22 protein-coding genes are annotated in these 23,312 nt (G+C 63.2%); 16 read left to right on the top strand and 6 right to left on the bottom strand.

The window, feature by feature from the left end; translation table 11 throughout:
• Positions 1-58: 58 nt before the first annotated feature.
• From BA190_RS11990 to BA190_RS11945, 10 genes are all read left to right on the top strand, one after another.
• Entirely contained in the window at positions 59-1,930 is a 1,872-nt protein-coding gene (locus BA190_RS11990; RefSeq protein ID WP_068286789.1) for a tetratricopeptide repeat protein, read from the top strand.
• Entirely contained in the window at positions 1,927-2,325 is a 399-nt protein-coding gene (locus BA190_RS11985; protein WP_068286786.1) for a DUF6165 family protein, read from the top strand. Before BA190_RS11990 ends, BA190_RS11985 begins: the two co-directional genes overlap by 4 nt.
• 274 nt (positions 2,326-2,599) lie before the next feature.
• Complete coding sequence (locus tag BA190_RS11980) at positions 2,600-3,370, top strand: outer membrane protein (RefSeq protein WP_068286785.1); 771 nt, start codon at positions 2,600-2,602, stop codon at positions 3,368-3,370.
• A gap of 317 nt (positions 3,371-3,687) precedes the next feature.
• Entirely contained in the window at positions 3,688-4,920 is a 1,233-nt protein-coding gene (locus BA190_RS11975; RefSeq protein ID WP_068286783.1) for an aspartate aminotransferase family protein, read from the top strand.
• A 2-nt stretch (positions 4,921-4,922) separates the two neighbouring features.
• The gene (gene argF / locus BA190_RS11970; RefSeq protein WP_068286781.1) at positions 4,923-5,843 is read left to right on the top strand and encodes an ornithine carbamoyltransferase; all 921 of its coding nucleotides are present in this window, start codon (positions 4,923-4,925) and stop codon (positions 5,841-5,843) included.
• Entirely contained in the window at positions 5,840-6,829 is a 990-nt protein-coding gene (locus BA190_RS11965; RefSeq protein ID WP_068286780.1) for an Hsp33 family molecular chaperone, read from the top strand. The genes argF and BA190_RS11965 overlap by 4 nt, the downstream gene beginning before the upstream one ends.
• 91 nt (positions 6,830-6,920) lie before the next feature.
• On the top strand, positions 6,921-8,081 hold the full coding sequence (gene argE, locus BA190_RS11960) for an acetylornithine deacetylase (RefSeq protein ID WP_068286777.1): 1,161 nt from the start codon (positions 6,921-6,923) through the stop codon (positions 8,079-8,081).
• Between the two features lie 4 nt (positions 8,082-8,085).
• On the top strand, positions 8,086-8,685 hold the full coding sequence (locus BA190_RS11955) for a flavin reductase family protein (protein WP_068286773.1): 600 nt from the start codon (positions 8,086-8,088) through the stop codon (positions 8,683-8,685).
• Positions 8,686-8,829: 144 nt separating this feature from the next.
• Positions 8,830-9,258: a large conductance mechanosensitive channel protein MscL gene (gene mscL, locus BA190_RS11950; RefSeq protein WP_068286768.1), complete on the top strand. Its 429-nt coding sequence runs from the start codon at positions 8,830-8,832 to the stop codon at positions 9,256-9,258.
• 145 nt (positions 9,259-9,403) lie between these two features.
• The gene (locus BA190_RS11945; RefSeq protein ID WP_256390528.1) at positions 9,404-10,603 is read left to right on the top strand and encodes a pyridoxal phosphate-dependent aminotransferase; all 1,200 of its coding nucleotides are present in this window, start codon (positions 9,404-9,406) and stop codon (positions 10,601-10,603) included.
• A 174-nt stretch (positions 10,604-10,777) separates the two neighbouring features.
• Here the strand turns inward: BA190_RS11945 and BA190_RS11940 are convergent, their stop codons facing one another.
• Positions 10,778-12,004, bottom strand: coding sequence for a tetratricopeptide repeat protein (locus BA190_RS11940; RefSeq protein WP_068286764.1), 1,227 nt, complete (start codon positions 12,002-12,004; stop codon positions 10,778-10,780).
• Between the two features lie 405 nt (positions 12,005-12,409).
• Here BA190_RS11940 and BA190_RS11935 point away from each other — a divergent pair, with 405 nt between their 5' ends.
• From BA190_RS11935 to sbmA, 3 genes are all read left to right on the top strand, one after another.
• Complete coding sequence (locus tag BA190_RS11935) at positions 12,410-12,619, top strand: cold-shock protein (protein ID WP_068286760.1); 210 nt, start codon at positions 12,410-12,412, stop codon at positions 12,617-12,619.
• Positions 12,620-12,971: 352 nt separating this feature from the next.
• A complete protein-coding gene (locus BA190_RS11930; protein ID WP_068286756.1) occupies positions 12,972-15,074 on the top strand; it encodes an ABC transporter ATP-binding protein/permease in 2,103 nt (700 codons plus the stop codon).
• A gap of 185 nt (positions 15,075-15,259) precedes the next feature.
• Positions 15,260-16,495, top strand: coding sequence for a peptide antibiotic transporter SbmA (gene sbmA, locus BA190_RS11925; RefSeq protein ID WP_068286753.1), 1,236 nt, complete (start codon positions 15,260-15,262; stop codon positions 16,493-16,495).
• Positions 16,496-16,570: 75 nt separating this feature from the next.
• Here sbmA and BA190_RS11920 read toward each other — a convergent pair whose 3' ends face one another.
• From BA190_RS11920 to BA190_RS11900, 5 genes are all read right to left on the bottom strand, one after another.
• Positions 16,571-17,035, bottom strand: coding sequence for an META domain-containing protein (locus BA190_RS11920; protein ID WP_068286751.1), 465 nt, complete (start codon positions 17,033-17,035; stop codon positions 16,571-16,573).
• Positions 17,036-17,189: 154 nt separating this feature from the next.
• Complete coding sequence (locus BA190_RS11915; protein ID WP_068286749.1) at positions 17,190-17,627, bottom strand: low molecular weight phosphatase family protein; 438 nt, start codon at positions 17,625-17,627, stop codon at positions 17,190-17,192.
• Between the two features lie 3 nt (positions 17,628-17,630).
• Positions 17,631-18,119 (bottom strand): UPF0262 family protein, encoded by a 489-nt coding sequence (locus BA190_RS11910; protein ID WP_068286739.1) that lies wholly within the window; start codon positions 18,117-18,119, stop codon positions 17,631-17,633.
• A gap of 174 nt (positions 18,120-18,293) precedes the next feature.
• Positions 18,294-19,589 (bottom strand): histidinol dehydrogenase, encoded by a 1,296-nt coding sequence (hisD, locus tag BA190_RS11905; protein ID WP_068286737.1) that lies wholly within the window; start codon positions 19,587-19,589, stop codon positions 18,294-18,296.
• A 292-nt stretch (positions 19,590-19,881) separates the two neighbouring features.
• Positions 19,882-20,322 carry a DUF2948 family protein gene (locus tag BA190_RS11900; RefSeq protein ID WP_245314685.1) on the bottom strand — a complete coding sequence of 147 codons (441 nt, stop codon included), beginning with the start codon at positions 20,320-20,322 and terminating at the stop codon, positions 19,882-19,884.
• A 178-nt stretch (positions 20,323-20,500) separates the two neighbouring features.
• Between BA190_RS11900 and BA190_RS11895 the strand changes: the two genes are divergently transcribed.
• From BA190_RS11895 to BA190_RS11885, 3 genes are read left to right on the top strand one after another with little or no spacing between them, the layout of a single operon-like run.
• The gene (locus BA190_RS11895) at positions 20,501-22,198 is read left to right on the top strand and encodes a thiamine pyrophosphate-binding protein (RefSeq protein WP_068286854.1); all 1,698 of its coding nucleotides are present in this window, start codon (positions 20,501-20,503) and stop codon (positions 22,196-22,198) included.
• Complete coding sequence (locus tag BA190_RS11890; RefSeq protein ID WP_082979674.1) at positions 22,195-22,659, top strand: cytochrome c family protein; 465 nt, start codon at positions 22,195-22,197, stop codon at positions 22,657-22,659. Before BA190_RS11895 ends, BA190_RS11890 begins: the two co-directional genes overlap by 4 nt.
• A complete protein-coding gene (locus BA190_RS11885; protein WP_068286733.1) occupies positions 22,656-23,258 on the top strand; it encodes a hypothetical protein in 603 nt (200 codons plus the stop codon). Before BA190_RS11890 ends, BA190_RS11885 begins: the two co-directional genes overlap by 4 nt.
• The last annotated feature ends 54 nt before the right edge of the window (positions 23,259-23,312 follow it).

Here is a 23,312-nt window from a genome sequence, read left to right as displayed (position 1 = left end):
AAAACGGCATGGTCCCCTCGCCGGACAAGTCCGGACATGGCAGTGATCGAATGCCGTGATGTTGCAGTCTCCGCACGCCCTGTTGGACGAAGCTGTCCGGGCACATAAGGCTGGCCGGCTGGCCGAAGCCCAGTCGCTCTATCGCAAGGCGGTCGCTTTGCAGCCGACTAACGGCCCGGCTCTGCGGCTCTATGGTGTCTGCCTGCAGCAGCAGGGGCAATTGAACCAGGCGATCGCGCAATTCCGTCGCTCCATTGCCGCCCAGCCGAGCAATGCCGAAGCCTGGCGCAATCTCGGTGTTGCCCTTCAGGAGAAGGGTGACATGGCCGGCGCGGTCGAGGCTTACCAGAAGGCCATCGGTTGGCGGCCGGGCTACGGGGAAGCCTTTCGCAATCTCGGCAACGCTTTCGCCGTGCAGAAACGCTGGAACGAGGCCGTCGTGGCGTATCGCGAAGCCCTGCGTCTCAAGCCGGACTATGCGGAAGCCCATACCAATCTCGGTGCGGCGCTGCTGGAAAAGGACGAGATCGAGGGAGCCATAGAGGCGCATCAGCGTGCCATTGCCCTCATGCCCCGGTTCGTACCGGCGCACAACAATCTCGGCTTGGCCCTGTTGCGCAAAGGTGCCTTCGAAACGGCGGTGCGGGTCCTCCGGCGGGCCATCACCCTGCAGTCGGATTATGCGGAGGGCCATAGCAATCTCGGTGCGGCTTATGACGCTCTCGGCCACAAGGAAGAAGCGCATCATGCATTGCAGCATGCCTGCGAGCTGGCGCCCGCCAACCCACATTGCTTGCTCAACCTCGGCCTTCACCTGCAGCAGCATGGCATTTACGACGAGGCGCTGGCGGTGCAGGGGCGCATCGCTGCGCTAAAGCCTCGGAGCGTCGATCCCTATTTCAATATCGCCGGCATTCACGCTGCCAGGGGCGAGCACGACGCCGCCCTTGCAGCCTTTCGCGGGGCCGTCAAGGCACAGCCCGCCGATGCCAACGCGCATCTCGCCCTGGGTTTCTATCTCCTTGGCCTCGGCGATTATCGCGAAGGGTTCAGCGAATATGAGTGGCGTCGCCGTACCGACGGCTATCGCACATTCGTCGATGATCGGCCGGAATGGCGCGGCGAGGACATCACCGGCAAGACCATTTTTCTCTATCATGAGCAGGGCCTCGGCGATGCCCTGCAGTTCTGTCGCTTTGCGCGGCTCCTCCGTGCGCGGGGCGCCGAGGTTCGTCTGGAGGTGCATCCGCCCTTGCGCGCGATCATCGCCGAGGCCTTCCCCGATTTGTCGGTATTCGCCGCGCCGGAGGAGGCCGGTTTCTTCGATGTCTACGCGCCCCTCATGAGCATTCCACATCGTCTTGGCCTGCCGCGCGAAGACATCGAGGGCCTCCCTTATCTGGCGGCCAGGCCCGATCGTGTCGAGGCATGGGCTGGGCACCTGCCGGAGGGGTTCAATATCGGTGTGGTCTGGCAGGGCAATCCGCAAGGTGCCATCGACCGCGGACGCTCGATCCCGCTGACCGAGTTTGCGCCGCTGGCTCGGGTGAAGGGGGTCAATCTCATCAGCCTTCAGAAGAATTTCGGTCTCGATCAGCTCGATCAACTGCCTGATGACATGGTCGTGCGGCGAATGCCGGCCTCCTTCGACGGCGGCAGCGATGCCTTTCTCGATACGGCGGGCCTGATGCAGAGCCTCGACCTGGTCGTGACCTCCGATACCTCCGTGGCGCATTTGGCCGGCGCTTTGGGGCGTCCGGTCTGGCTCATGCTCAAATATGCGCCGGATTGGCGCTGGGGGTATGCGGGGAAGACATCGCCCTGGTACGATTCGATGCGGCTGTTTCGACAGGCACGCCCGGGGGACTGGAGTTCGCCGTTCGCCCAAGCTGCCGAAAGCCTCGCCGCGTTGGCCAAAGGAGCGCCATGACTGCCCCCACCCAAGCCTTGATTCCCGTGTCCTATGGAGAATTGCTGGACAAGATCTCCATCCTGGAGATCAAGCAGGAGCGCATCGCCGACGCCATGCGCAGGGCCCGCGTGAGCGACGAGCTTGGCTTGCTGCGAGCCGTCTGGCGAGATAGCGGGCGCGAAGCGCCGGAGGTGCTGGCCGTCTATCGTGCCCTCAAGGACGTCAATCTTCGCCTGTGGGCGATCGAGGACGACATCCGGGATCATGAGTCACGTAGGGATTTCGGATCCGGTTTCATCGAACTGGCTCGAGCGGTTTATCAGACCAATGATCGTCGATCGGCTTTGAAAGACCAGATCAATACACTCACGCAATCTTCTCTTTCCGAGCAGAAGCTATATTCATCATATTGATTGCTTTTCTGCCTGGAATTTTCGGTATATTCGTAGTTCCTCAACGTCTCTTGTTGTCTTCGATTTTTATTAGTGTCGCGATGATTACGTTTAGGCGTGTTACATTTTTTGGAATATCCTCCGAAGTTCCGTGTTTTTGCTGCGAGTGTGTTGCTTAATTATCACGGACATTCCCAGACCTGCGAAGGAGCAAGTTATTTCAGCGTGACCATCTTGCGAATTGCCTGACGAATTCAATAGCCTTGATCCCGCAATATTGGGATCTGTCACTCAAATGAATTATCTTGTTCGTGGTCTTCTCGGTTCCTCTTTCCTCGTCGCTGCCGGCCTGGCAATGAGCGGCCCGGCATTGGCGCAGACGGTATCATCAAGCCGTTCCGATGCCGTCGCGCCCGTCTTCAGCTGGCAGGGCTTCTACGCCGGCGTGATCGGCGGCTATGGCCATATGCATGCCGAGGGCAGTGCCGCCCATCCCGCCGGTCCCGATATCACGACGACCACCTTCTTCACCTCGGGGTCTGGAACCTTTACTTTCACCGATACCGTGCCGGGCGCGCCGGCGGATGCCGCGAATTTCAGCATGAACGACGAGAGCTGGTTCCTGGGCGCCGAGGCGGGCTACGATCACGACCTCGGTCCCGTCGTGGTCGGCGGTGTGGTCGACTTGGCTGGGTCGGGCATGTCTGGTCGTACGATCGCGGGTGACAGCGCGGTCAAGGTCGGGCTGGATTGGTTTGGTACCGCGCGCGTGCGCATCGGGCTGCCGATCGATCGGTTCCTGGTCTACGGCACCGGCGGTCTGGCGATCGGCGGGATCAAGACGGATCTGAGCACACCGCTTGGGGCGACGTCCGATCGCTTCACCAAGGTCGGCTGGGCGGCCGGTGCCGGCGTCTCCTATGCCGTGACGGAAAAGGTGGTGCTCGATCTCAGCTATTTGCATCTCGGGTTCGGCTCGCACAGCGTATCGGGTGCGGCTGGAAGGGCCAAGGTCAAGCTCTCCAACGATCTGATCCGCTTCGGGGTGAGCTACAAGTTCGATTGAGCGCGTGCCGCAGCCGGTCTCCGGCGATAGCTGCCTCTGCGATGCTGTCCCATCAACGCCACCATTGACAGCATCGCCCTCGCGCCTAATATATTTTTCGTCGAAACAGCCGCCCTCAAGCAGCAACCTTGGGGCGGCGTTTTGATTTTTTGGCCCATGCGTTCTGCGATTTGGCGGCTTCGCCATCAATCGCAAGATGCGTCGGAACCAAGAGTTGGAACAAAGTGCGGTTTCGCCGAAGCACGCTTTGCTCTTGTCATCATGATGTTCCAGGACTGTCTCAAACCTCTAGAATTGCCAACCTGAAAGCCACACCCGTGAACGCCTCCGTCAAACCTCAGCCGTCCCATGATTCCGCCCCATCGGCCATCCTGCCGACTTATGCCCGAGCGGACGTGGCTTTCGAGCGAGGCGAGGGCGTGTGGATGATCGGCTCGGACGGCGAGCGCTATCTCGATTTTGGCGCGGGTATCGCCGTCAATTCGCTCGGCCATGCCCATCCGCATCTGGTGTCAGCGCTGACCGAGCAGGCCCAGAAGATCTGGCACACCTCCAACCTGTTCCAGATGCCGGGCGGCGAGAAGCTGGCCCGCCGGCTGGCGGATGCCACCTTTGCGGACAAGGTCTTCTTCACCAATTCGGGGGCGGAAGCGCTCGAATGCGCCATCAAGATGGCCCGCAAATACCAGTCGGCCAACGGCCATCCCGAGCGTTTCCGCATCATTACCTTCGAAGGGGCCTTCCACGGGCGTACGCTGGCGACCATCGCGGCCGGCGGCCAGGCCAAATATCTCGAAGGCTTCGGCCCCAAGGTCGATGGCTTCGACCAGATCGCCTTTGGCGACCACGAGGTGCTGGACCGGGCGATCACGCCGGAGACGGCCGCCATCCTGGTGGAGCCGATCCAGGGGGAGGGCGGCATCCGCACTCTGCCCCAGGCCTGCCTGAAGGGCATGCGCCAGCTCTGCGACGCCAAGGGCCTGCTGCTGATCTTCGACGAGGTGCAGACCGGCGTCGGACGCACCGGCAAGCTGTTTGCGCATGAATGGGCGGGCGTGACGCCCGACATCATGGCGGTGGCCAAGGGCATCGGCGGCGGCTTCCCGATGGGCGCCTGCCTCGCCACCGACGAGGCGGCCAAGGGCATGACTGCGGGCGTGCATGGCACCACCTTCGGCGGCAACCCGCTTGCCATGGCTGTGGGCAATGCGGTGCTTGACGTCGTGCTTGAGGAAGGATTCCTGGAGCATGTCGCCAGGGCCGGCCTGCTGCTGCGCCAGCGCCTGGCCGAGCTCAAGGACCGCTTTCCCGACATCATCGAGGAGATCCGCGGCGATGGCCTGATGCTGGGCTTGCGCACGCGCGTGGCGCCGGGCGAGTTCGTCGGTGCCCTCCGGGCACAGAAGCTGGTGGCCATTCCGGCCGGCGACAATGTCACGCGGCTATTGCCGCCGTTGATCATCTCGGATGAGGAGCTTCTCGAAGGCGTGCGCCGAATCGAGGCTGCCTGTGTCGCCCTCTCGCACAAGCTCAAGGCTGCCGGACATTGACGATGTTGAAGCATTTTCTCGATCTTTCCGATCTTCCCACCCAGGACCTCAGGGCCGTTCTCGATCTCGCCGCCTCGATCAAGGCCAAGCGCGTCAAGGGCAAGCTTGCCGGCGAACGCCCGCTCACCGGCAAGGTGCTGGCCATGGTGTTCGAGCAGCCCTCGACGCGGACCCGCGTCTCCTTCGATGTCGGCATGCGCGAGCTCGGCGGCGAGACCCTGATGCTGACCGGTGCCGAGATGCAGCTCGGCCGCGGCGAGAGCATCGCCGACACCGCGCGCGTGCTCTCGCGCTATGTCGATGCGGTGATGATCCGCATGCTCGACCACGCGGCGGTGCGCGAGCTGGCGGCCAACGCCTCGATCCCGGTAATCAACGGCCTCACCAAGCTCTCGCATCCCTGCCAGATCATGGCGGATATCCTGACCTATGAGGAGCATCGCGGCCCGATCAAGGGCAAGACGGTGACCTGGACGGGCGACGCCAACAATGTGCTGACCTCCTGGATCGAGGCAGCGCAGCGCTTCGACTTCACCATGCGCGTTGCCGCCCCCCAGGATCTTTCCGTGCGCAAGGAGGTCGTCGACTGGGCCCGTGCCAACAAGGCCCGGCTGGAAATCGGCAGCGACCCCCGCGAGATGGTCGAGGGAGCCGACTGCGTCGTCACCGATTGCTGGATTTCGATGGGTGATTCCGAAGGCTACCGCCACAATCTGCTGCGGCCCTACCAGGTCAATGCCAAGCTGATGGCGCTTGCCAAGCCTGACGCCCTGTTCATGCACTGCCTGCCCGCCCATCGCGGCGAAGAGGTGACGGACGAGGTGATCGACGGGCCGCAATCGGTGGTGTTCGACGAGGCCGAGAACCGCCTGCATGCCCAGAAGGGCGTGCTCGCCTGGTGCTTGGGGCAGGTCGCGGCATGAGCGAGCCCCATCTGATGGAAGACGATCACATCCTGCCCTTCCAGGCCGAGGGCCTGGACGTGCGGGGCCGTGTCGTCAGGCTCGGCCCCGCCATCGATACCATTCTGCGGCGCCACGATTATCCGGCGCCGGTGTCGCGCGCGCTCGGCGAGGCGACGGCTTTGGCGCTGCTGCTCGGCACCACGCTGAAATTCGATGGCCGCTTCATCTTGCAGACCCGTACGGACGGGCCGGTTCGCATGCTGGTGGTCGATTTCCAGGCACCGGACCGGGTCCGGGCCTGCGCTACCTTCGACAAGGAGGCGGTGGCTGCTGCCATCGAGGCTGGCAAGACCAGCACGATCGAGCTGCTCGGCAGCGGCCATCTTGCCATGACGATCGACCAGGGTCCGGACATGGCGCGCTACCAGGGTATCGTCGCCCTGGAGGGGGAGAGCCTGGAAGCGGCGGCAGACCAGTATTTCCGCCAGTCCGAGCAGATTCCCACCCGCGTCCGCCTGGCCGTGGCCGAGAATTACGTGGCCGGGGAGGGCACGAGCTGGCGAGCCGGCGGCATGATGATCCAGTTCCTGCCGTCTTCGCCCGAGCGCATGCGCATGGCCGACCTGCCGCCGGGCGACGCGCCCGAGGGCGCCGAGGTGCTGCAGCATCGCGACGGCGATGTCCAGGAAGACGATTCTTGGGTGGAAGCCAAGCTGCTGATGGGGACGGTGGAGGATCACGAGCTCACCGATCCCAACGTGCCGGCCGAGGAATTGCTCTATCGCCTCTTCCACGAACGCGGTGCCCGCGTCTTCGAGAGCTCGGCCATCATCGAGAAGTGCCGCTGCTCGCGTGAGGCCGTCACCACCATGCTGCGTAACTTCTCGCAGCAGGATCGCCGTGACATGGTCGCCGACGATGGATCGATCACCGTGACCTGCGAGTTCTGCAACGCCCGTTACGATTTCGACAAGGCCGAGACGGAAGAACTGGTGAACGCCTGATCCTGGGAGCGCGGGCCTCTTGCCCGCTCTTCCTTTCCTTGCTCGCGCCGTTTTCAAGAGCGGGCAGGATGCCCGCGCACCCGGAAATCTCATGCCCGCACGTTATACCCCTGCCGAACTCACCGCCAAGCTGGTCTCCTTCGACACGGTGAGTTCGCGTTCCAATCTGGCGCTGATCGATTTCGTCGCCGATTATCTCGCCGGACATGGCGTCGAAAGCATCCGCCTGCCCAATGCCACCGGCGACAAGGCCGCTCTTCTGGCCACCATCGGCCCGACGGATCGGCCGGGGGTGGTGCTCTCCGGCCATGTCGACGTGGTGCCGGTGGAGGGCCAGGCCTGGACGGCGCCGGCCTTCGAGGCGCGGCTAGAGGGCGAGCGCCTTTACGGCCGGGGCACCTGCGACATGAAGGGGTTCGTCGCCACTGCGCTTGCCCTGGTGCCCGACTTCCTGGCGATGAAGCTCAAGGCGCCCGTTCACATCGCCATCTCCTATGACGAGGAAATCTCCTGCCTCGGCAGCCTCGACATGATCGCCCGCTTCGACCGGGACCTGCCTTTGCCGCGCGCCTGCATCGTCGGGGAGCCGACGCTGATGGAAGTGGTGGATGCGCAGAAATCGCTCGCCGGCTATCTCACCCGCATCACCGGCCGGCCCGCCCATTCGGCCATGCCGGCCCTCGGCGCCAACGCCTTGCATGCGGCCGCCCGTATCGTCAGCCATCTCGACGACATCGCCGACGAGCTGCAGGCGGCCGGCGATCCCTCGGGCCGATTCGAGCCGGGCTATTCCACCGTGCAGGCCGGCCTCATCCAGGCCGGCAAGGCCATCAACATCGTGCCGGACGAGGCGCGCATCGTCTGGGAATGCCGCGGCCTGCCGTCCCTGCCGGTGGAGTTCGTGCCGGACCGGATCCGTGCCTTCAGCCAGGAAATCGTGCTGCCGCGGCTGAGGCGCAACGCACCCGAGGCGGATATCGTCACCGAACTCGACGTAGCCGTGCCGGCGCTCTCGCCCGAGCCCGGTTCCTATGCCGAGACGCTGGCCCTGCGCCTTGCCGGGCGCAACCGGACCCAGGCCGTTTCCTACGGCACCGAGGCCGGTCATTTCCAGCTCGCCGGCATTCCCACCGTGATCTGCGGCCCGGGCTCGATCAAGCAGGCGCATGGCGCCGATGAATGGATCGCCCTGTCCGAGCTCGAGGCCTGTGCCAGCTTCCTCAGGCGGCTCGGCCAGACGCTGGAGGTTTGAGGCGATGTTCTACGAGCCGCGCAAGGGCGACCACGGCCTACCCCATGATCCCTTCAAGGCCCTGGTGACGCCGCGCCCGATCGGCTGGATCACCACGATGTCGGCGGCCGGAGCCATCAATCTGGCGCCGTTCTCCTTCTTCAACGCCTTCCAGTCGCGGCCGCATCTCGTCGGCTTCGCCGCCGATGGCCGCAAGGACAGCGTCGTCTTCGCCGAGGAGACGCGTGAATTCGTCTGCAACCTCGTCACCGAGGATCTGATCGACGCGATGAACGCCACCTCCGCGAGGCTGCCGCGCGGGCAGAACGAAATGGAGCATGCCCGGCTCGAAGCCGCGCCCTCGCGCCTGGTGAAGCCGCCGCGTGTGGCGCGTGCCGCCGCCGCGCTGGAGTGCCGCTGGACCCAGACGATCCATCTCGTCGATGCGGAGGGCGGCCCGAGCGACGCCTGGCTCGTGTGCGGCGAGGTAGTCGGCATCCATGTCGACGACCGCTTCATTCGCGATGGCCGCGTCGATACCGCCGCGATGCGCGTGGTCTCGCGCCTGGGCTATCGGGACTATTCCGTAGTGGAAAGCACGTTTGAACTGGAGCGTCCGGCTTAGCGGCATCTTGCATCCCCAGTCGTAGGAGGTAATTGTTACCTCTCTATAGTGACGGATCTTGGGGCGGGCGCTGGTATGATCAGGGGCCGACGCAAGATGTTGGTTGCGTTGACGTCGATCCAGTTACGCACAAGCGGAGGCTCCATGCTCAAGGAATTCAAGGAATTTGCCCTCAAGGGCAATGTCGTCGACCTCGCCATCGGTGTGATCATCGGTGCGGCGTTCGGTCTGATCGTCGCGTCGTTGGTTGATGACATCATCATGCCGATCATCGGCGCCATCACGGGCGGGCTCGATTTCTCGAACATGTATGTCGGCCTGAGTTCCAAGGTCCCCGAAGGCGTCTCGCTCGATGATGCCCGCAAGGCCGGTGCGGTCTTCGCTTACGGCAAGTTCATTACCGTCACCGTCAAGTTCCTGATCATCGCTTTCGTGCTCTTCCTGGTTGTGAAAGGCATCAACCGCGTCAAGAATCTGAAGCCCGCTGCGGAAGCGGCCCCCGCCGCGCCTCCGCCTCCGCCGGCCGACATCCAGCTGCTGACGGAAATCCGCGACCTGCTCGCCAGAAGGTAGGCCCATCATGCGGCAGCCTTTTCCGCATGTCGGGAGAGGCTGCCGGCATTCATGCATGCCGGCGATGGAAACCATTCCAAGTTTTGGTTTCTGCCGCTTGCACTGATGTCATAAAGTCCGGCATTCCCATTGCAAGGATGATGCCGTGACTGCCGCCGTCGAGACGATTCCCGCCGCCCCTTCCTTCCTCGATGGCCTCAGGCCGGAAGCGCTCGGCGCACCGGAAAGCGGCATTGTCGAGGTGATGAATTACGGGCGTACGCGCCAGGGCATGATCCCGCTCTGGGCCGGCGAGGGCGACGTGCCGACGCCGGCCTTCATCACCGAGGCGGCGACACGGTCACTGGCCGCCGGCGAGACTTTCTATACCTGGCAGCGCGGCATTCCCGATCTGCGCGAAGCTCTCGCCCGCTACCATACCAATCTCTTCGGCACGCCGTTCTCGGCCGACCGCTTCTTCGTCACCCAGTCCGGCATGCATGCGATCCAGACCGCGGTTCGCCTGATCGCCGGGGTCGGTGACGAGGTGATCGTGCCGACACCGGCCTGGCCAAATTTCGCGGCGGCCATCGGCGTGGCTGGCGCCAAGCCGGTGATGGTGCCCCAGATCTTCACCGAGCAGGGCTGGAAGCTCGATTTCCAGCGCCTCGCCGATGCCATCACGCCGCGTACTCGCGGTATCTTCATCAATTCGCCGTCCAACCCCACCGGCTGGGTCGCCACCGCGGAGGATATCGCCTTCGTGCTCGATCTGGCGCGCCGGCACGGGCTGTGGATCTTCGCCGACGAGATCTATACGCGCTTCCACTATGCCGGCGGCCGCGCGCCTTCCTTCCGCGACATCCGCACGCCGGAGGATCGCATCATCTTCACCGACACCTTCTCGAAGAATTGGGCGATGACCGGCTGGCGCATCGGCTGGATCGAAGCGCCGCCCGAACTCGGGCAGACCATCGAGAACCTCCTGCAGTATTCCACCTCCGGCGTGGCCACCTTCCTGCAGCGTGCCGGCATCGCGGCATTGGAGCGGGGCGAGAGCTTCGTCGAGCACCAGATCGCCCGCGCCCGCCAGGGCCGCGACATCGTCATCAACGGCCTGAGCGCCACCGGCAAGGTGCGCTTCGCTCCGGCGAGCGGCGCCTTCTATCTGTTCTTCTCCGTCGAGGGGAAACCGGATGTGCGTCGCCTGGGGCTCGAGATCGTCGATCAGGCCAATGTCGGCCTCGCGCCCGGCACAGCCTTCGGGGCCGGCGGCGAGGGCTTCATGCGGCTGTGCTATCTGCGCAGCCCCGAGCAGCTCCAAGTCGCCACTCAGCGCCTGGTCGACTGGCTGGAGAAGATCTGAGGAGCGCAAGAGGCGGACAAGATGTCCGCGGTCCCAGCCGCGCCGTTTCCTGCGCGACCTCGGCAAGGTTTGCGCTGCAACCGCCAAGGCTGGGACCGCGGACGTCCCGTCCGCCTCTTGCTTTCCCACAAGTCCGGCGCTCCCGGAGGTGGCCGAGGTCTGCTCTTGCCGGATTTAGGGCTTCGCCCCGAGCCGGGACAGGCCGCCCTTGGCCGGCTTGTTGGCGGGGTCGAGCTCCAGCGCCTTGTTGAAATCGGCAATGGCGTCGTCACGCTCGCCCCGGCTCTCATGGATGCGCGCACGCGTGATGAAATAGTCGGTGACATGGCTGTCGGCGGCGATGGCGGCGTCGGCATCGCGCAGCGCCTCGTCATAGCGATCGGCTGCGAGATAGGTCAGGGCCCGTTCATTGAGGGTATCGGGCTTGTCTTTGGTCAGTTCGAGCGCCTTGGCAAGATCCGCGAGGGCATTGTCGTAGTCCCCGAGCTCGCGCCAGATGATGCCACGCGAGACATAGGCCTGGTCGCTGCCGGGCTGTTCGCGGATGGTCTCGTCATAATCGGCCATCGCCTCGTCATAGCGATGCAGGGCGGCGAAAAGCTGTCCGCGTTCCAGGCGGGCGGAAGGGAAATTGGTATCGAGCGCGAGCGCTTTGGTATAGTCGGTGATGGCGGCTTCGGTATCGCCGAGCTGCCACTGCACGAAAGCGCGGCTGAAATAGGCGGAATCGAACTCGCTGTCGAGGTCGAGCGCCTTCTGCAGGTCCTCCAGGGCACGGGTATAGTCCTTCATCTCGATGAGGGAACGGGCCCTGGCGTAAAAGGCGTTCTTGTAGGTCTTGTCGAGCCGGATGGCCTGCGTGTAGTCGTCGATGGCCGCCATGTGCTCCTCGAGGGCGCGATGGGCATCGCCACGGCCCTTATAGGCCTCTTCCTCGCGACCGTTGAGTGCGATGGCCGCATCGAAATCCTTGATCGCCTCCTCGTTGCGATCGAACTGGAGCAACGCAAAGCCGCGATTGATCAGCGGGAGGGCCGAGCGCCGGTTGACGGCGATCACGGCAGCATAATCGGCCAGCGCGGCATCCATTTCCCCGAGGCGGGACTGGGCATCGGCCCGCGCGGTCAGGCTGGCGGCATCACGCGGGCGCAATTCCAGCGCGGCGCTGAAATCAGCCACCGCCTTGGCGTCGTCGCTGTTTTCCGCATAGGCCTGCCCACGCCGGAAATACACCAGCGCGCGGGTCGACTTGGCCAGTTTCCGGTCGAGCAATTGCGTGCAGGCGGGAATGCGCTGCTCGGACGCTCCTTTCGAGCAATCCCTGTCGGCGCTGTCGGCGAGAGCGGGCGTGCCGGCGCAAAGGGCAAGCAGGACAAGGGCGGGGCGCAGAAAAGCGGTCATACCGGGCACGGTTCCACTGGCGGGGAGAGAAGGAAAAGCTGGCACAGCCTCTATAGCGTTTTGCGATTTGACGGAGTCATTTCGAATCGCAAAGACGCGTCGAAACAAGGAGCTAGAGCAAAGTGCGGTTCGGAGAAACCGCACTTTGCTCTAGACCAAGCCGTGGCAGCTGGGAATGGCAGAACTGTGATCTTTCCCGCCTCTTAAGCCTGCTAAGGCCACGCCCTTGTGAATTTCGACAAACCTGTGTTATCGATTTAGCGTCATTTGGCCGGACGACTGGGCCGGTGCGTTCATGTTCGAGCAGGGCGCACGTTCAGGACACCTCCCCAAATTTCGCAAAACCGGGCGGAGCACGGATTTCCGTGGGACGCCCATGCTTTGGAACGAAGTAAAGGACTATCGATGAGCACGGGAACCGTAAAATGGTTCAACACCCAGAAGGGTTACGGCTTTATTCAGCCCGATGACGGGGGGCGCGACGTGTTCGTGCACATCACCGCCGTCGAGCGCGCCGGTCTGCCCGAACTGCGTGAAGGCCAGAAGATCGGTTACGAGATCCTGACGGATCGCAAGACGGGCAAGGCGGCAGCCGGCAATCTCAAGGCTGTGTGACCCGACAAGCATCTTCAGGCGGAGGGGTTACCGGTTCGCGTGAAGGCAATCGACGATAACAAGAATGGAGAGCCTCTCCGCGTCGCATGACCGGAAGTCCTCTCACTCAATCCCATTCAGAGGCGCGCTCCGGCGCGTCTTTTTTATTGGCTGCAGCCTCGTGTGCCGAAGCGGGCACTTCACGAAGTGCTGAACCACCTTACCATTTGATCATTTGAGATGGCCGGCAAAGGATGTTCAATATCCTGTCGCTTGGGGGCGGACGAGAGGGTTGTATTAACCTTAATTCCGCATGGTCGAAGGCAATGGATTCCTCGCCTGGCCGATGGCGTATTTCTGAAAGGCCGTCTTCATGATCCGACTCCTCGCGGGTCTTAGTGCTGTTTCCACGATTGGTTTTGCCGCAGGTTCCATCATCGGCCTGGTGCCCCTGTATCTGCCCTTGGCCTCCCTCGTGCTCACGGCCGTCTTGTTCCTTGCCGCCCGCATTCCAACAGTTCTGCGCTTCCTGGTGGGGCTGTTTGCCTTCGCCTTTCTCATTCTGGGTGCCGTCACGGCCTTGAACGAGGCCGGTTGGCTGCCGGAAGGGATCCAGGCCTTTCTGCCGCCCGCCAACGCTGCCATTGTCGCCAGCATTCTCGCCTTGCTGCATTATCTGATCTATTTCGTGCCGGTGCTTCGCCGCATCGTCGATCTCGTCAATCCCTACTTCGAAGCCGAGGACCGGACCGAACTCAATCTGGGTTTTCTCGGGAAGTGGCCGGTGCGCGAACGGACAGTGGCCCTCGGTCTGCTCGGCTTCGTCGTCGTCATCAACGTCCTGCTGGTCTATCTGAACGTCCTGTTCAATTTCTGGCAGAATCGTTTCTACACGGCGATTCAAGACAAGGCGGCAGCGGCTTTCTGGACGGAAATGGGAGTATTCGGCAGCCTCGCCACCTTCTGGGTACTTCGGGGCGTGCTCGACTCCTATATCAACGGTTATGCCGTGTTGCGCTGGCGCAATTGGCTTTCGCAGCGCTACGTCAACGATTGGTTGTCGGACAAAGTGCATTACCGACTGTCGCTGGCCGGCAACAAGACCGACAACCCCGACCAGCGTATCGCCGAGGACGTCCGCGACTTTACGCTGTCTTCCTACGACAATTATACCGGTATCTTCTCGCAACTCCTCAGCATCTATGCTTTCGTCAGCATATTATGGGGCATCTCGGCCGAGTTTCCCTACCAGCTCGGTGGTTTCGACCTCAGCAAGATCCCGGGCTATCTGGTGTGGATGCTCCTGGCCTGGGCCGTGCTCTTCACCTATCTCTCGCACCTCATCGGCCGCCCCTTGGTGCCGATCAACTTCAGGGTGCAGAAGCTCGAGGCAGATTTCCGCTATAACCTTGTGCGCGTGCGCGAGAATGACGAACAGATCGCACTTTTGCATGGTGAGGACGTCGAGAAGAAGGGCTTGCTGGCCCGCTTTGCCGCCGTCTACGGCATGCGCTTCGCACTGTTGGTCAGGCAGATCAAACTCGGCTCGCTCACCTTCGCCTATGGCCAGTTCAACCTCGTCCTGCCGTTTTTCTTGCTCGCGCCCGCCTATTTCGCCAATGAGAGCATGAAGTCGGGCACATTGATGCAGACCGCCGATGCCTTCGGCAACATCATTCCCGCCTTCTCCTTCTTCGTGACGTCCTACGCCACGCTGGCGGCCTACAAGGCAACCATCGACCGTCTCACCGGCTTCGACACCGCCATCGCCAAGGCCAATGCGGCTCGCGACGACGGCGTGCATGCTCTGCCGCAAACGGGGCAAACGGCCATCGATGGCCGGGATGTCGACGTTGCCCTGCCGAACGGTGCGGTCCTTCTGGGCGAAGCCAACTTCAACTTGCCCAAAGGGGTGCGTACTCTGGTGACAGGACCGTCGGGCTCCGGCAAGACGACCTTGTTCCGTGCAATCGCCGGTATCTGGCCGTATGGCAGGGGCACCATTGCGCTGCCGCAGACAGACGACGTCATGCTCCTGCCGCAACAGCCCTATTTCCCGCTCGGGTCGCTACGCGCCGCGCTCGCCTATCCGCTCGGCGAGGAGGCCTTCGAAGAGAAACAGTACCGCGACGTGCTGGAGCAGGTCGGCCTCGACGAACTCGCCGATCGCCTCGACGCCGACGACAAATGGGATAATGCCCTCTCGGGTGGGGAAAAACAGCGCATCGCCTTGGCGCGCGCCATCCTGCGCCGGCCTGCTTGGCTGCTGCTGGACGAGGCGACCTCCGCGCTCGACGAAAAAAGCGAGACCGATCTCTACGGCCTGCTTCGTCAAGCCTTGCCCGATACCACGATCGTGTCGATCGGGCACCGCTCCTCGCTTGCCGGGTTGCACGATCGCCGTCTCGCTGTCGTCCCGGACGAGAAGGCTGCGCATGTCGAAGAACGTCCGCTGGCGGAGTTCGGGGCACGATGACAGTAGCTTTTCCTTCCCGCTTTCAGGGTCGGGCACAGCTTTCGCCCGAAGAATTAGGCCGCTCGTCCGGTCTCCTCCAACTCCTGCCGGTCAGTCACATGACAGAAGAGCAGCGCCATAGGTCGGGCTGCGGATACAAGAACCACAAGGGCGCTGCAGCGCTCACACGCAAAGGAACTTTCTAGGTGTTCACGTCCTTCTTCCCAAAACCAAAGGTCTTCTTTTTGACGGCCTGCCTCTGGCTGCTTGCCGCAATACTGCTTTGGTACGGAGGAGCCAGATGGTGGGGTCAATATATCGGATTGCCTGCCGGTGAGGGAGACGGCGACGTGGTCGACTTGTCCTATTTCTGGACCAATTCTTTTCTTTGGTTTTATATCTATTTCGCCGTGTTTCTGATCGTTTTCTATGGATTTTGGGCTGTTTTTAGTCCGCATCGATGGCAGAATTGGTCGATTCTCGTATCCGGCTTTCTGATTTTCGTGACCTATTTCGGCGTCCAGGTCAGCGTTGTTATCAATAATTGGAGAGGCCCCTATTTCAATCTTATCCAGAAGGCGCTTTCTGCACCAAACTCCGTCTCCGCGTCCGAATTGTATCTTGGATTATTGACGTTCCTCGTTATCGCATTGGTTGCCGTTGCTGCCTTCGTGCTCACCTCGTTCGTGACGAACCACTATGTCTTCAGGTGGCGTACGGCGATGAACGATTTCTACATGGACAATTGGACCAGCCTGCGCTCGATCGAAGGCGCTGCTCAGCGTGTCCAAGAGGACACGATGCGGTTCTCCACCATCGTTGAATCGCTCGGCATTTCCCTGGTGAGTTCCGTGATGACGCTGGTGGCATTCCTGCCACTCCTGTCGTCCCTGTCGCGGCATATCGTTGCCTTGCCGGTGGTCGGCGTCATCCCGCAACCCCTGGTCGTGGCGGCGATCCTATGGGCAGTGTTCGGGACGGTATTGCTGAGCGTGATCGGCATTAAGCTGCCGGGGCTGCAATTCCTCAATCAGAAGGTAGAGGCGGCCTATCGTAAGGAACTGGTCTATGGCGAGGATCACGTCGATCGGGCCGACCCCATTACGGTGCAGGAATTGTTCGCCAACGTAAGGAAGAACTATTTCAGGATCTATCTGCACTACACCTATTTCAATACTGCGAGGTCACTTTATCTGCAGGCCGACAATGTCTTCGGGGTCTTCCTGATGATTCCGTCTTTTGCGGCTGGCGCCCTTACGCTCGGGCTGTATCAGCAAATCGCCGGCGCCTTCAACAGTGTTGCCAATTCCTTCCAGTTTCTGGTGAATTCGTGGACGACCATTGTCGAATTGCTGTCCATCCACAAACGTTTGCGGGCCTTCGAGGCATCGCTGGATACCAGCGGCAGGATGACTCATTCCGAACCCACGGCTGTGGCGTGAGGTAACGCTGCTTCGCAACGCAAAAAGGCCGGTCTCTTGCGGACCGGCCTTTTCAATTCTACCCGAAGCCTGTTCTTACGCTGCCGGCTGGAACTTCATCTCGCCATAGGGGCCGCGCAGGGTCAGCGTGTAGCCGTCGTAAGACCAGTCGGTCGAGGTGCGCATCACGAACAGGAAGACCTGCTCGTTGTGCATCAGGCGGTCGGCGCATTTGCGCTTGCTGATGGCGACGGGGCCGATGGCCATGCGCTGGTCGGCGCGCGGAATGATGGTGGCGGACCAGTTGTTGCAGGCCGAGAAGCCGGTGCCGCGATAACTGTCGGAGACCAGGATGGTCGGCCGGTCGTCCTTGAAGGTCTGGTCCTTGTAGGAGATGGCCGCGAAGGTGCGGTTCATCGGGAAGGGACGGGAGGCCTTGCTGTCCATGGGCTTGGGCAGAGTCGGCGGCACGTTGTTCGGCGGCACCGAGCCGAACATCGAACAACTCGTCAGGGTCACGGCCGACAGGGCGGCAAGGGCAAGGGAACGCAGAACGCGCATCAAATCCTCCGGTTCATTGCCGCGCACGATAGAGGCGGAGCTGAAAAATCGCAACGCGGCTTATACAGGATACACGGCCTGGAGAGAAAGATGTTCGCCACCTTCGCACTGTATCCGCCGGAACAGGCCGAAGTCGGGCGCGGCAGCAGCGGTCTCAGCCCAGTCTCTCGGTGATCTTGTCGATCAGGCTTTCACGCAGGGCGCGGTAAGCGTCGAGCTTCTGCTCGCGGTTGCCGCTGGCGATGCTGGGGTCCGGCGTCGGCCAATATTCGACGTCGGCGGCCAGGGTGCGCGTGAGGTCGAGCGCCTTGTGGTGGGCCTGCGGGGCGAGGGTGATGATCAGGTCGAAGTTCAGCCCTTCCAGTTCTTCCAGATCCTCGAAGCTCTGGGGCCGGTGCTTGCCGAGCGAGATGCCGATCTCGTCCAGCGCAGCGGCGACGAAGGGGTCGGGTTCGCCCGGCCGCACGCCGGCCGAGCCGAAAAAGATCGATCGCCCGAAATAATAGCGCCCGATCGCCTCCGCCATGGGCGAACGGACGACATTGTGCGCACAGGCGAACAGGACCGACTGTGGACGGCGGCCCTCCTTCACACCTCAGCCTTTCCAGTAGAGCGCTGAAACAAGGGTGAACAGCCGCCTGGCGGTGGAGAGATCGAGGGCGATCTTGCCCATCAGCCTCTCGCGCAGGATTTCCGAGCCTTCATTGTGCAGGCCGCGCCGGGCCATGTCGATCGTCTCGATCTGGGAGGGCGTGGCGCTGCGGATCGCCGCGTAATAGCTGTCGCAGATGGTGAAATAGTCGCGCACCACGCGCCTGAGCGGCGTGAGCGAGAGGATATGCACCACCACCGGCCGGCTGTCGGCATCGCGGATGTCCAGGACGAGGCGGCCGTCCTGCAGGGAGATGTGCAGTCCGTAGGGGCCGGAATCATAGCCGACCGGCGAGAACACATTTTCCTCGATGAGGTCATAGGCGGCGACCCGCCGCTCATGTTCTTGATCCTGGCTGCCGCGCCCGATGCTGCGCTCATCGAGATGAACGGCGATCAACCGGCAGGTGGGGCTGAATTCCTCATTATCCATGACATCTCATAGCACGGTGCATGGGGTCTCATAGAGCAAAGCGCGCTGAACGGCACGCCCTATAGCGTCTTGCTCTATAGCGTTTTGCGATTTGACGGCGTTACCAAGAATCGCAAAGACGCGTCGGAACAAAGAGTTAGAGCAAAGTGCGGTTCGGAGAAACCGCGCTTTGCTCTAGATACGATTGCTGCGGATCGAGACCGAACGGGCATGGGCGGCAAGGCCTTCCGCCTCGCCGAGCGCGATCGCCGCCGGGCCTATGGCCGCGAGTTGCTCGGGCCCGCATTTGAGGATGGAGGTGCGCTTCATGAAGTCGAGCACGCCCAGGCCCGAGGAGAACTTGGCCGAGCGCGCCGTCGGCAGTACGTGGTTGGAGCCGCCGACATAGTCGCCGATCGCTTCGGGCGTGTGGCCGCCGAGGAAGATGGCGCCGGCATTGCGGATGCGTGCCGCCAAAGCCTCGGCATCCCGGGTGATGATCTCCAGATGCTCGGCAGCGAGACGATCCGCCAGCGGCGGGGCCTCGTCCAGCGAGGCCAGGGTAATGACGGCGCCATAGTCGCGCCAACTCGCTCCGGCAATCTCGGCACGGGGCAGGGTGGCGAGCTGGGCTTCCACTTCGCGCTCCACCGCCTCCGCCAGTGCTGGGCTGTCGGTGAGCAGGATCGACTGGGAGGCGGTGTCATGCTCGGCCTGGGCCAGCAGGTCGGCGGCGATCCAGGATGGATTGGCGCTGTCGTCGGCGATCACCAGCACTTCCGAAGGACCGGCAATCATGTCGATGCCGACATGACCGAAGACGCGGCGCTTGGCGGCGGCGACATAGGCATTGCCGGGGCCCGTGATCTTGGCGACAGGTGCGATGGTGGAAGTGCCATAGGCCAGGGCGGCAACGGCCTGGGCGCCGCCGATGCGATAGACCTCGTCGACCTCGGCGAGCTTCGCCGCCGCCAGCACCAGGGGATTGAGGACGCCGCCGGGGCTCGGCACCACCATCACCAGGCGGGGGCAGCCGGCAACCTTGGCGGGGATGGCGTTCATCAATACGGAAGAAGGATAGGCAGCCGTCCCGCCGGGTACATAGAGGCCGACGGCCTCGATCGCCGTCCAGCGCCAGCCAAGCTCCACCCCGAGGGCGTCCTTGAACAGCGTGTCGGACGGCTTCTGGCGTTCATGATAGGCGCGGATGCGGCTGGCCGCCAAGGCCAGGGCTTCGAGCGCTCCGGCATCGCACTGGGCCCGCGCCGCCTCGATCTCCGCGGCGCTGATGCGCATGGTTTCGGGAGTGAGCGTCAGGCGGTCGAAGCGGGCGGTATAGTCGATTACCGCCGCATCGCCACGTGCGACCACATCCTCGATGATGGCACGCACGGAGGCGTCGACATCCTCCGAGATCTCGCGCTTGGTGGCGAGAAGGGTGGCGAAGGCGTCGGCGAAATCGGCCTGGGCGCTGTGGAGCCGAACCGGCATGGCATTTCCTTGTGCGGCGGACAGTCGTTAAACGAGGCGCTTTGCTTGAGAGGTTACGCTGCCCCTCACCTTACCTCTCCCCGTAAGGCCGGGGCGAGGAGGCGCAAGCGTCATGCCTGATTCTCAAAGCTTTCATCTCGCCCAACCGTCTGGCGAGATGAAAGCTTCTTGAATTGAACTCGACGTTGAAGTCCCCTCGCCCCGGCCTTACGGGGAGAGGTAAGGTGAGGGGCAGCGCAAGCGTGAGTACTTGCGCTGAAGGGAGAATGCAATGCGGTAGCGATCTCCAGCTTCACACCCGGGCGGGTGGCGGGGAACCGCAGGGCCAAGCCGGGCCGAGATCGGACATCGCCGCTTCCAGGCACTCCACCTCGAGGCGGATGGCGCCGCCGCCCTCGAAATAGAGCGTCACCAGCCCTGCCGGATCGTCGCTCACCTCGAAGGAGATCGACAGCAGCACGGCCTTCCGGCTGGCATTCTGCTCGAAATGCGAACGCTTGACCCCGAGAACCCGCTCGAAATGCAGGCCCGAGCGCCGCCTCGTGCGTTCGCCGCTCTGGGCGCCGCACCAGTCATAGCGGTCCATCACCAGGGCGAAGCGTTTCTCGTGCGGCAGGAAGGCGATTTCGGCCGGCGCGACGGCGGCATCCTGGAGATGGGTGGAGATGACCTCCAGGTCCTCTCCATCGAAGGCAAGCAGCTTGAGGGGGGCGGGCGACAGCATGAAATGCATGTAATGTTCCACGGGCCGCGCGGCAAGAGGTCGCGGAAATCGAGGCTTCCAGGATGCGCCTTTCGCAACAATGTCGGTACCGATGACGAGATGCCGAGGCTGCCCGGAAGAATGGCGGTTCCACGAAGCAGTCGCCCGGCGTATGACAGGGATGACCCATCCAAGAGTGCCAATGCCCATGTCGGTGTCCAAAGTAGAGCCCAGCTCCGAGTCCCAATCCCGCAATGGTGGCCGCCTGATCGTCGATGCACTGGTGGCGCAGGGTGTCGAACATGTCTTCTGCGTGCCGGGCGAATCCTATCTCGCCGTGCTCGATGCCCTGCATGACGCTCCGATCAACGTCACGGTCTGCCGCCAGGAAGGCGGCGCGGCCATGATGGCCGAAGCGGCTGGCAAGCTCACCGGGCGGCCAGGCATCTGCATGGTGACGCGCGGGCCCGGCGCCACCAATGCCTCCCATGGCGTCCATATCGCCATGCAGGATTCCACGCCGATGATTCTCTTCATCGGCCAGATCGAAACCGGCATGCGCGAGCGTGAGGCTTTCCAGGAGGTCGACTACAAGGCTCTCTTCGGCTCGATGGCCAAATGGGTGGTGGAGATCGACAAGGCGGAACGCATCCCCGAATTGGTGACCCGCGCCTTCCGCGTCGCCATGCAGGGGCGTCCGGGGCCGGTGGTGGTCGCCCTGCCGGAGGACATGCTGGTCGAGGCCGCCACGGTTGCCGATGCGGCCTTCATCGAGCCGGCGCAGACCTGGCCGGGCCGGGACGAGATGGCTCGCCTCGAGGCCCTGCTCGGCGAAGCAAAGAAGCCTCTGCTGATCGTCGGCGGTTCGGGCTGGTCGCAGGCGGCGGTGACGAGCCTCGTCCGCTTCGCCGAACGCTTCGACCTGCCCGTCGGCACCTCCTTCCGTCGCCAGATGCTGTTTCCGGCCGATCATCCCAACTATGCCGGCGATGTCGGCATCGGCCCCAATCCCAAGCTGGCGCAGCGCATCAAGGAGGCCGATCTCCTGATCCTGGCGGGTGGGCGGCTTTCCGAAATGCCGTCCTCCTCCTATTCGCTGGTGGACATTCCCACGCCTCGTCAGAAACTCGTCCACATCCATGCCGGTGCGGAGGAATTGGGGCGGGTCTACCAGCCCACCCTCGCCATTCACGCGACGGCCCAGGCTTTCGCCTCCGCGCTGGAGGAACTGCAGCCGCCCGGCAGCCTGCCCTGGTCGGCCGAGACGCGCCAGGCGAACCGGGATTTCCACGACTGGACCGACGAGCCCAAGCCCATCCCCGGCACTTTCCAATATGGCGAGGCTTTGCTCTGGCTGCGCGACCGCCTGCCCGAGGATGCGGTGATCTGCAACGGCGCCGGCAACTACGCCATCTGGGTGCAACGCTATCTGCGCTTCCGCCGCTTCGGGACGCAGCTCGCGCCGACATCGGGCTCGATGGGCTATGGCGTACCGGCGGCCGTGGCCGCCAAGGCCCTTGACCGTGCGAAGACCGTGGTCTGCTTTGCCGGTGACGGCTGCTTCATGATGAACGGCCAGGAATTCGCCACCGCCGTGCAGTACGACCTGCCGATCATCGTGGTCGTCGTCGACAACGGCATGTACGGCACCATCCGCATGCATCAGGAACGCGAATTCCCCGGCCGCATTTCGGCGACGAAGCTCAAGAATCCGGATTTCGCCGCCTATGCCGCCGCTTTTGGCGGGCATGGCGAGACGGTCACGACGGCCGCCGAATTCGCGCCGGCCTTCGAGCGGGCGGTGGCCTCCGGCAAGCCCGCCATCCTGCATTGCCGCATGGATCCGGAAGCGATCACGCCGATGACCACGATCACCCGGATCCGCGAGCAGGCCTTGGCGAAATGACGATATCTTCCTGGGATCGCAGGCTTCCAGCCTGCTCTTCCCTCTCTCTAGGCTCGGTATTTTCAAGAGCAGGCTGGAAGCCTGCGATCCCAGGGATCCTCGCCCTTCTCCTTCTGGCATCGCCTGCCTTTGCCGGCGATCCCGTCAAGGGAAAGGCTGGTTTTGCGCGTTGCGCGGCCTGCCACCGGGTCGGCGAAGGCGCCAAGAATGTCGTGGGACCCCAGCTCAACGGCGTTGTCGGACGTCCCGCCGCCACCGCGCCGGATTATGTCTATTCGCAAGCGATGAAGGCATTGGGCAAGACCTGGGACGAGGCCTCCCTGCGCCTCTTCCTCTCCCATCCTTCGGCTGTCGTGCCCGGCACCAAGATGACCTTTGCCGGCATCCGTGACGCCGCCACCGTGGAGGATGTCATCGCCTATCTCGCGACCTTCGACGCCGAGGGGAAGGCAAAGCCATGAGCCGCCCGCTCCAGAACCGTGTCACGCCCTTCGGCGACATCGTCGCCATACCGGCGCGCGGCACGATGATGGGCATTCGCGGAGGCCGGATCCATGACGAGGCCAAGCGCCTGACGCGCCGGCGCTGGACCTCCAGGCGCTGGATCTGCTGCGAGCTGTCGTTCAAGGGGCGATGGCGGGAGGTCATGGGCCCCGGCTACACGCATCTGTTCTTCCTGGACGAGGTCACGGCCTTGGCGGCCGGCCATCGCCCCTGCTTCGAATGCCGTCGGCCTGACGCGCTGGCCTACAAGGCCGCCTTTCCCGAGCCTGGGGCAGGCGCCGATCGCATGGATGAGATCCTGCACGCAGAGCGCCTTGGCGAACATCAGATGGAGGACACCGCGAACCTCCCCGACGGCGCTGTCTGGGCCGATGGCGAAGATGCCTTCACACGCCGCGAGGGCAGGGTGCTGCGCTGGTCTCCCGAGGGCTGGGAGGAGGGGGAGTGGCGGGATCGGCCTGCACGGCTACTGACGCCGCCGGCGAGCGTCGCGGCCCTGCGCAATGGCTTCAAGCCAAGATGGCACGATACCGCTCAAGGTGTGCCGATCTCCTGATCGGCAGGGCCCCCCAAGCCAGACGCAGGAATGCCGATCGGGAGATCGGCACAC

Origin of the sequence: Labrys sp. WJW, assembly GCF_001676615.1 — a bacterium.
Taxonomy (GTDB): Bacteria; Pseudomonadota; Alphaproteobacteria; order Rhizobiales; family Labraceae; genus Labrys; species Labrys sedimenti.
This window is presented reverse-complemented; position numbering and strand designations above follow the sequence as displayed.

Excerpts from the sequence above, each read along its gene's own strand:
- BA190_RS11990 (WP_068286789.1), top strand. The coding sequence starts at position 59 with ATGTTGCAGTCTCCGCACGCCCTGTTGGACGAAGCTGTCCGGGCACAT.
- BA190_RS11985 (WP_068286786.1), top strand. The coding sequence starts at position 1,927 with ATGACTGCCCCCACCCAAGCCTTGATTCCCGTGTCCTATGGAGAATTG.
- BA190_RS11980 (WP_068286785.1), top strand. The coding sequence starts at position 2,600 with ATGAATTATCTTGTTCGTGGTCTTCTCGGTTCCTCTTTCCTCGTCGCT.
- argF (WP_068286781.1), top strand. The coding sequence starts at position 4,923 with ATGTTGAAGCATTTTCTCGATCTTTCCGATCTTCCCACCCAGGACCTC.
- BA190_RS11965 (WP_068286780.1), top strand. The coding sequence starts at position 5,840 with ATGAGCGAGCCCCATCTGATGGAAGACGATCACATCCTGCCCTTCCAG.
- argE (WP_068286777.1), top strand. The coding sequence starts at position 6,921 with ATGCCCGCACGTTATACCCCTGCCGAACTCACCGCCAAGCTGGTCTCC.
- BA190_RS11955 (WP_068286773.1), top strand. The coding sequence starts at position 8,086 with ATGTTCTACGAGCCGCGCAAGGGCGACCACGGCCTACCCCATGATCCC.
- mscL (WP_068286768.1), top strand. The coding sequence starts at position 8,830 with ATGCTCAAGGAATTCAAGGAATTTGCCCTCAAGGGCAATGTCGTCGAC.
- BA190_RS11940 (WP_068286764.1), bottom strand. The coding sequence starts at position 12,004 with ATGACCGCTTTTCTGCGCCCCGCCCTTGTCCTGCTTGCCCTTTGCGCC.
- BA190_RS11935 (WP_068286760.1), top strand. The coding sequence starts at position 12,410 with ATGAGCACGGGAACCGTAAAATGGTTCAACACCCAGAAGGGTTACGGC.
- BA190_RS11930 (WP_068286756.1), top strand. The coding sequence starts at position 12,972 with ATGATCCGACTCCTCGCGGGTCTTAGTGCTGTTTCCACGATTGGTTTT.
- BA190_RS11920 (WP_068286751.1), bottom strand. The coding sequence starts at position 17,035 with ATGCGCGTTCTGCGTTCCCTTGCCCTTGCCGCCCTGTCGGCCGTGACC.
- BA190_RS11910 (WP_068286739.1), bottom strand. The coding sequence starts at position 18,119 with ATGGATAATGAGGAATTCAGCCCCACCTGCCGGTTGATCGCCGTTCAT.
- hisD (WP_068286737.1), bottom strand. The coding sequence starts at position 19,589 with ATGCCGGTTCGGCTCCACAGCGCCCAGGCCGATTTCGCCGACGCCTTC.
- BA190_RS11900 (WP_245314685.1), bottom strand. The coding sequence starts at position 20,322 with ATGCATTTCATGCTGTCGCCCGCCCCCCTCAAGCTGCTTGCCTTCGAT.
- BA190_RS11895 (WP_068286854.1), top strand. The coding sequence starts at position 20,501 with ATGTCGGTGTCCAAAGTAGAGCCCAGCTCCGAGTCCCAATCCCGCAAT.
- BA190_RS11890 (WP_082979674.1), top strand. The coding sequence starts at position 22,195 with ATGACGATATCTTCCTGGGATCGCAGGCTTCCAGCCTGCTCTTCCCTC.
- BA190_RS11885 (WP_068286733.1), top strand. The coding sequence starts at position 22,656 with ATGAGCCGCCCGCTCCAGAACCGTGTCACGCCCTTCGGCGACATCGTC.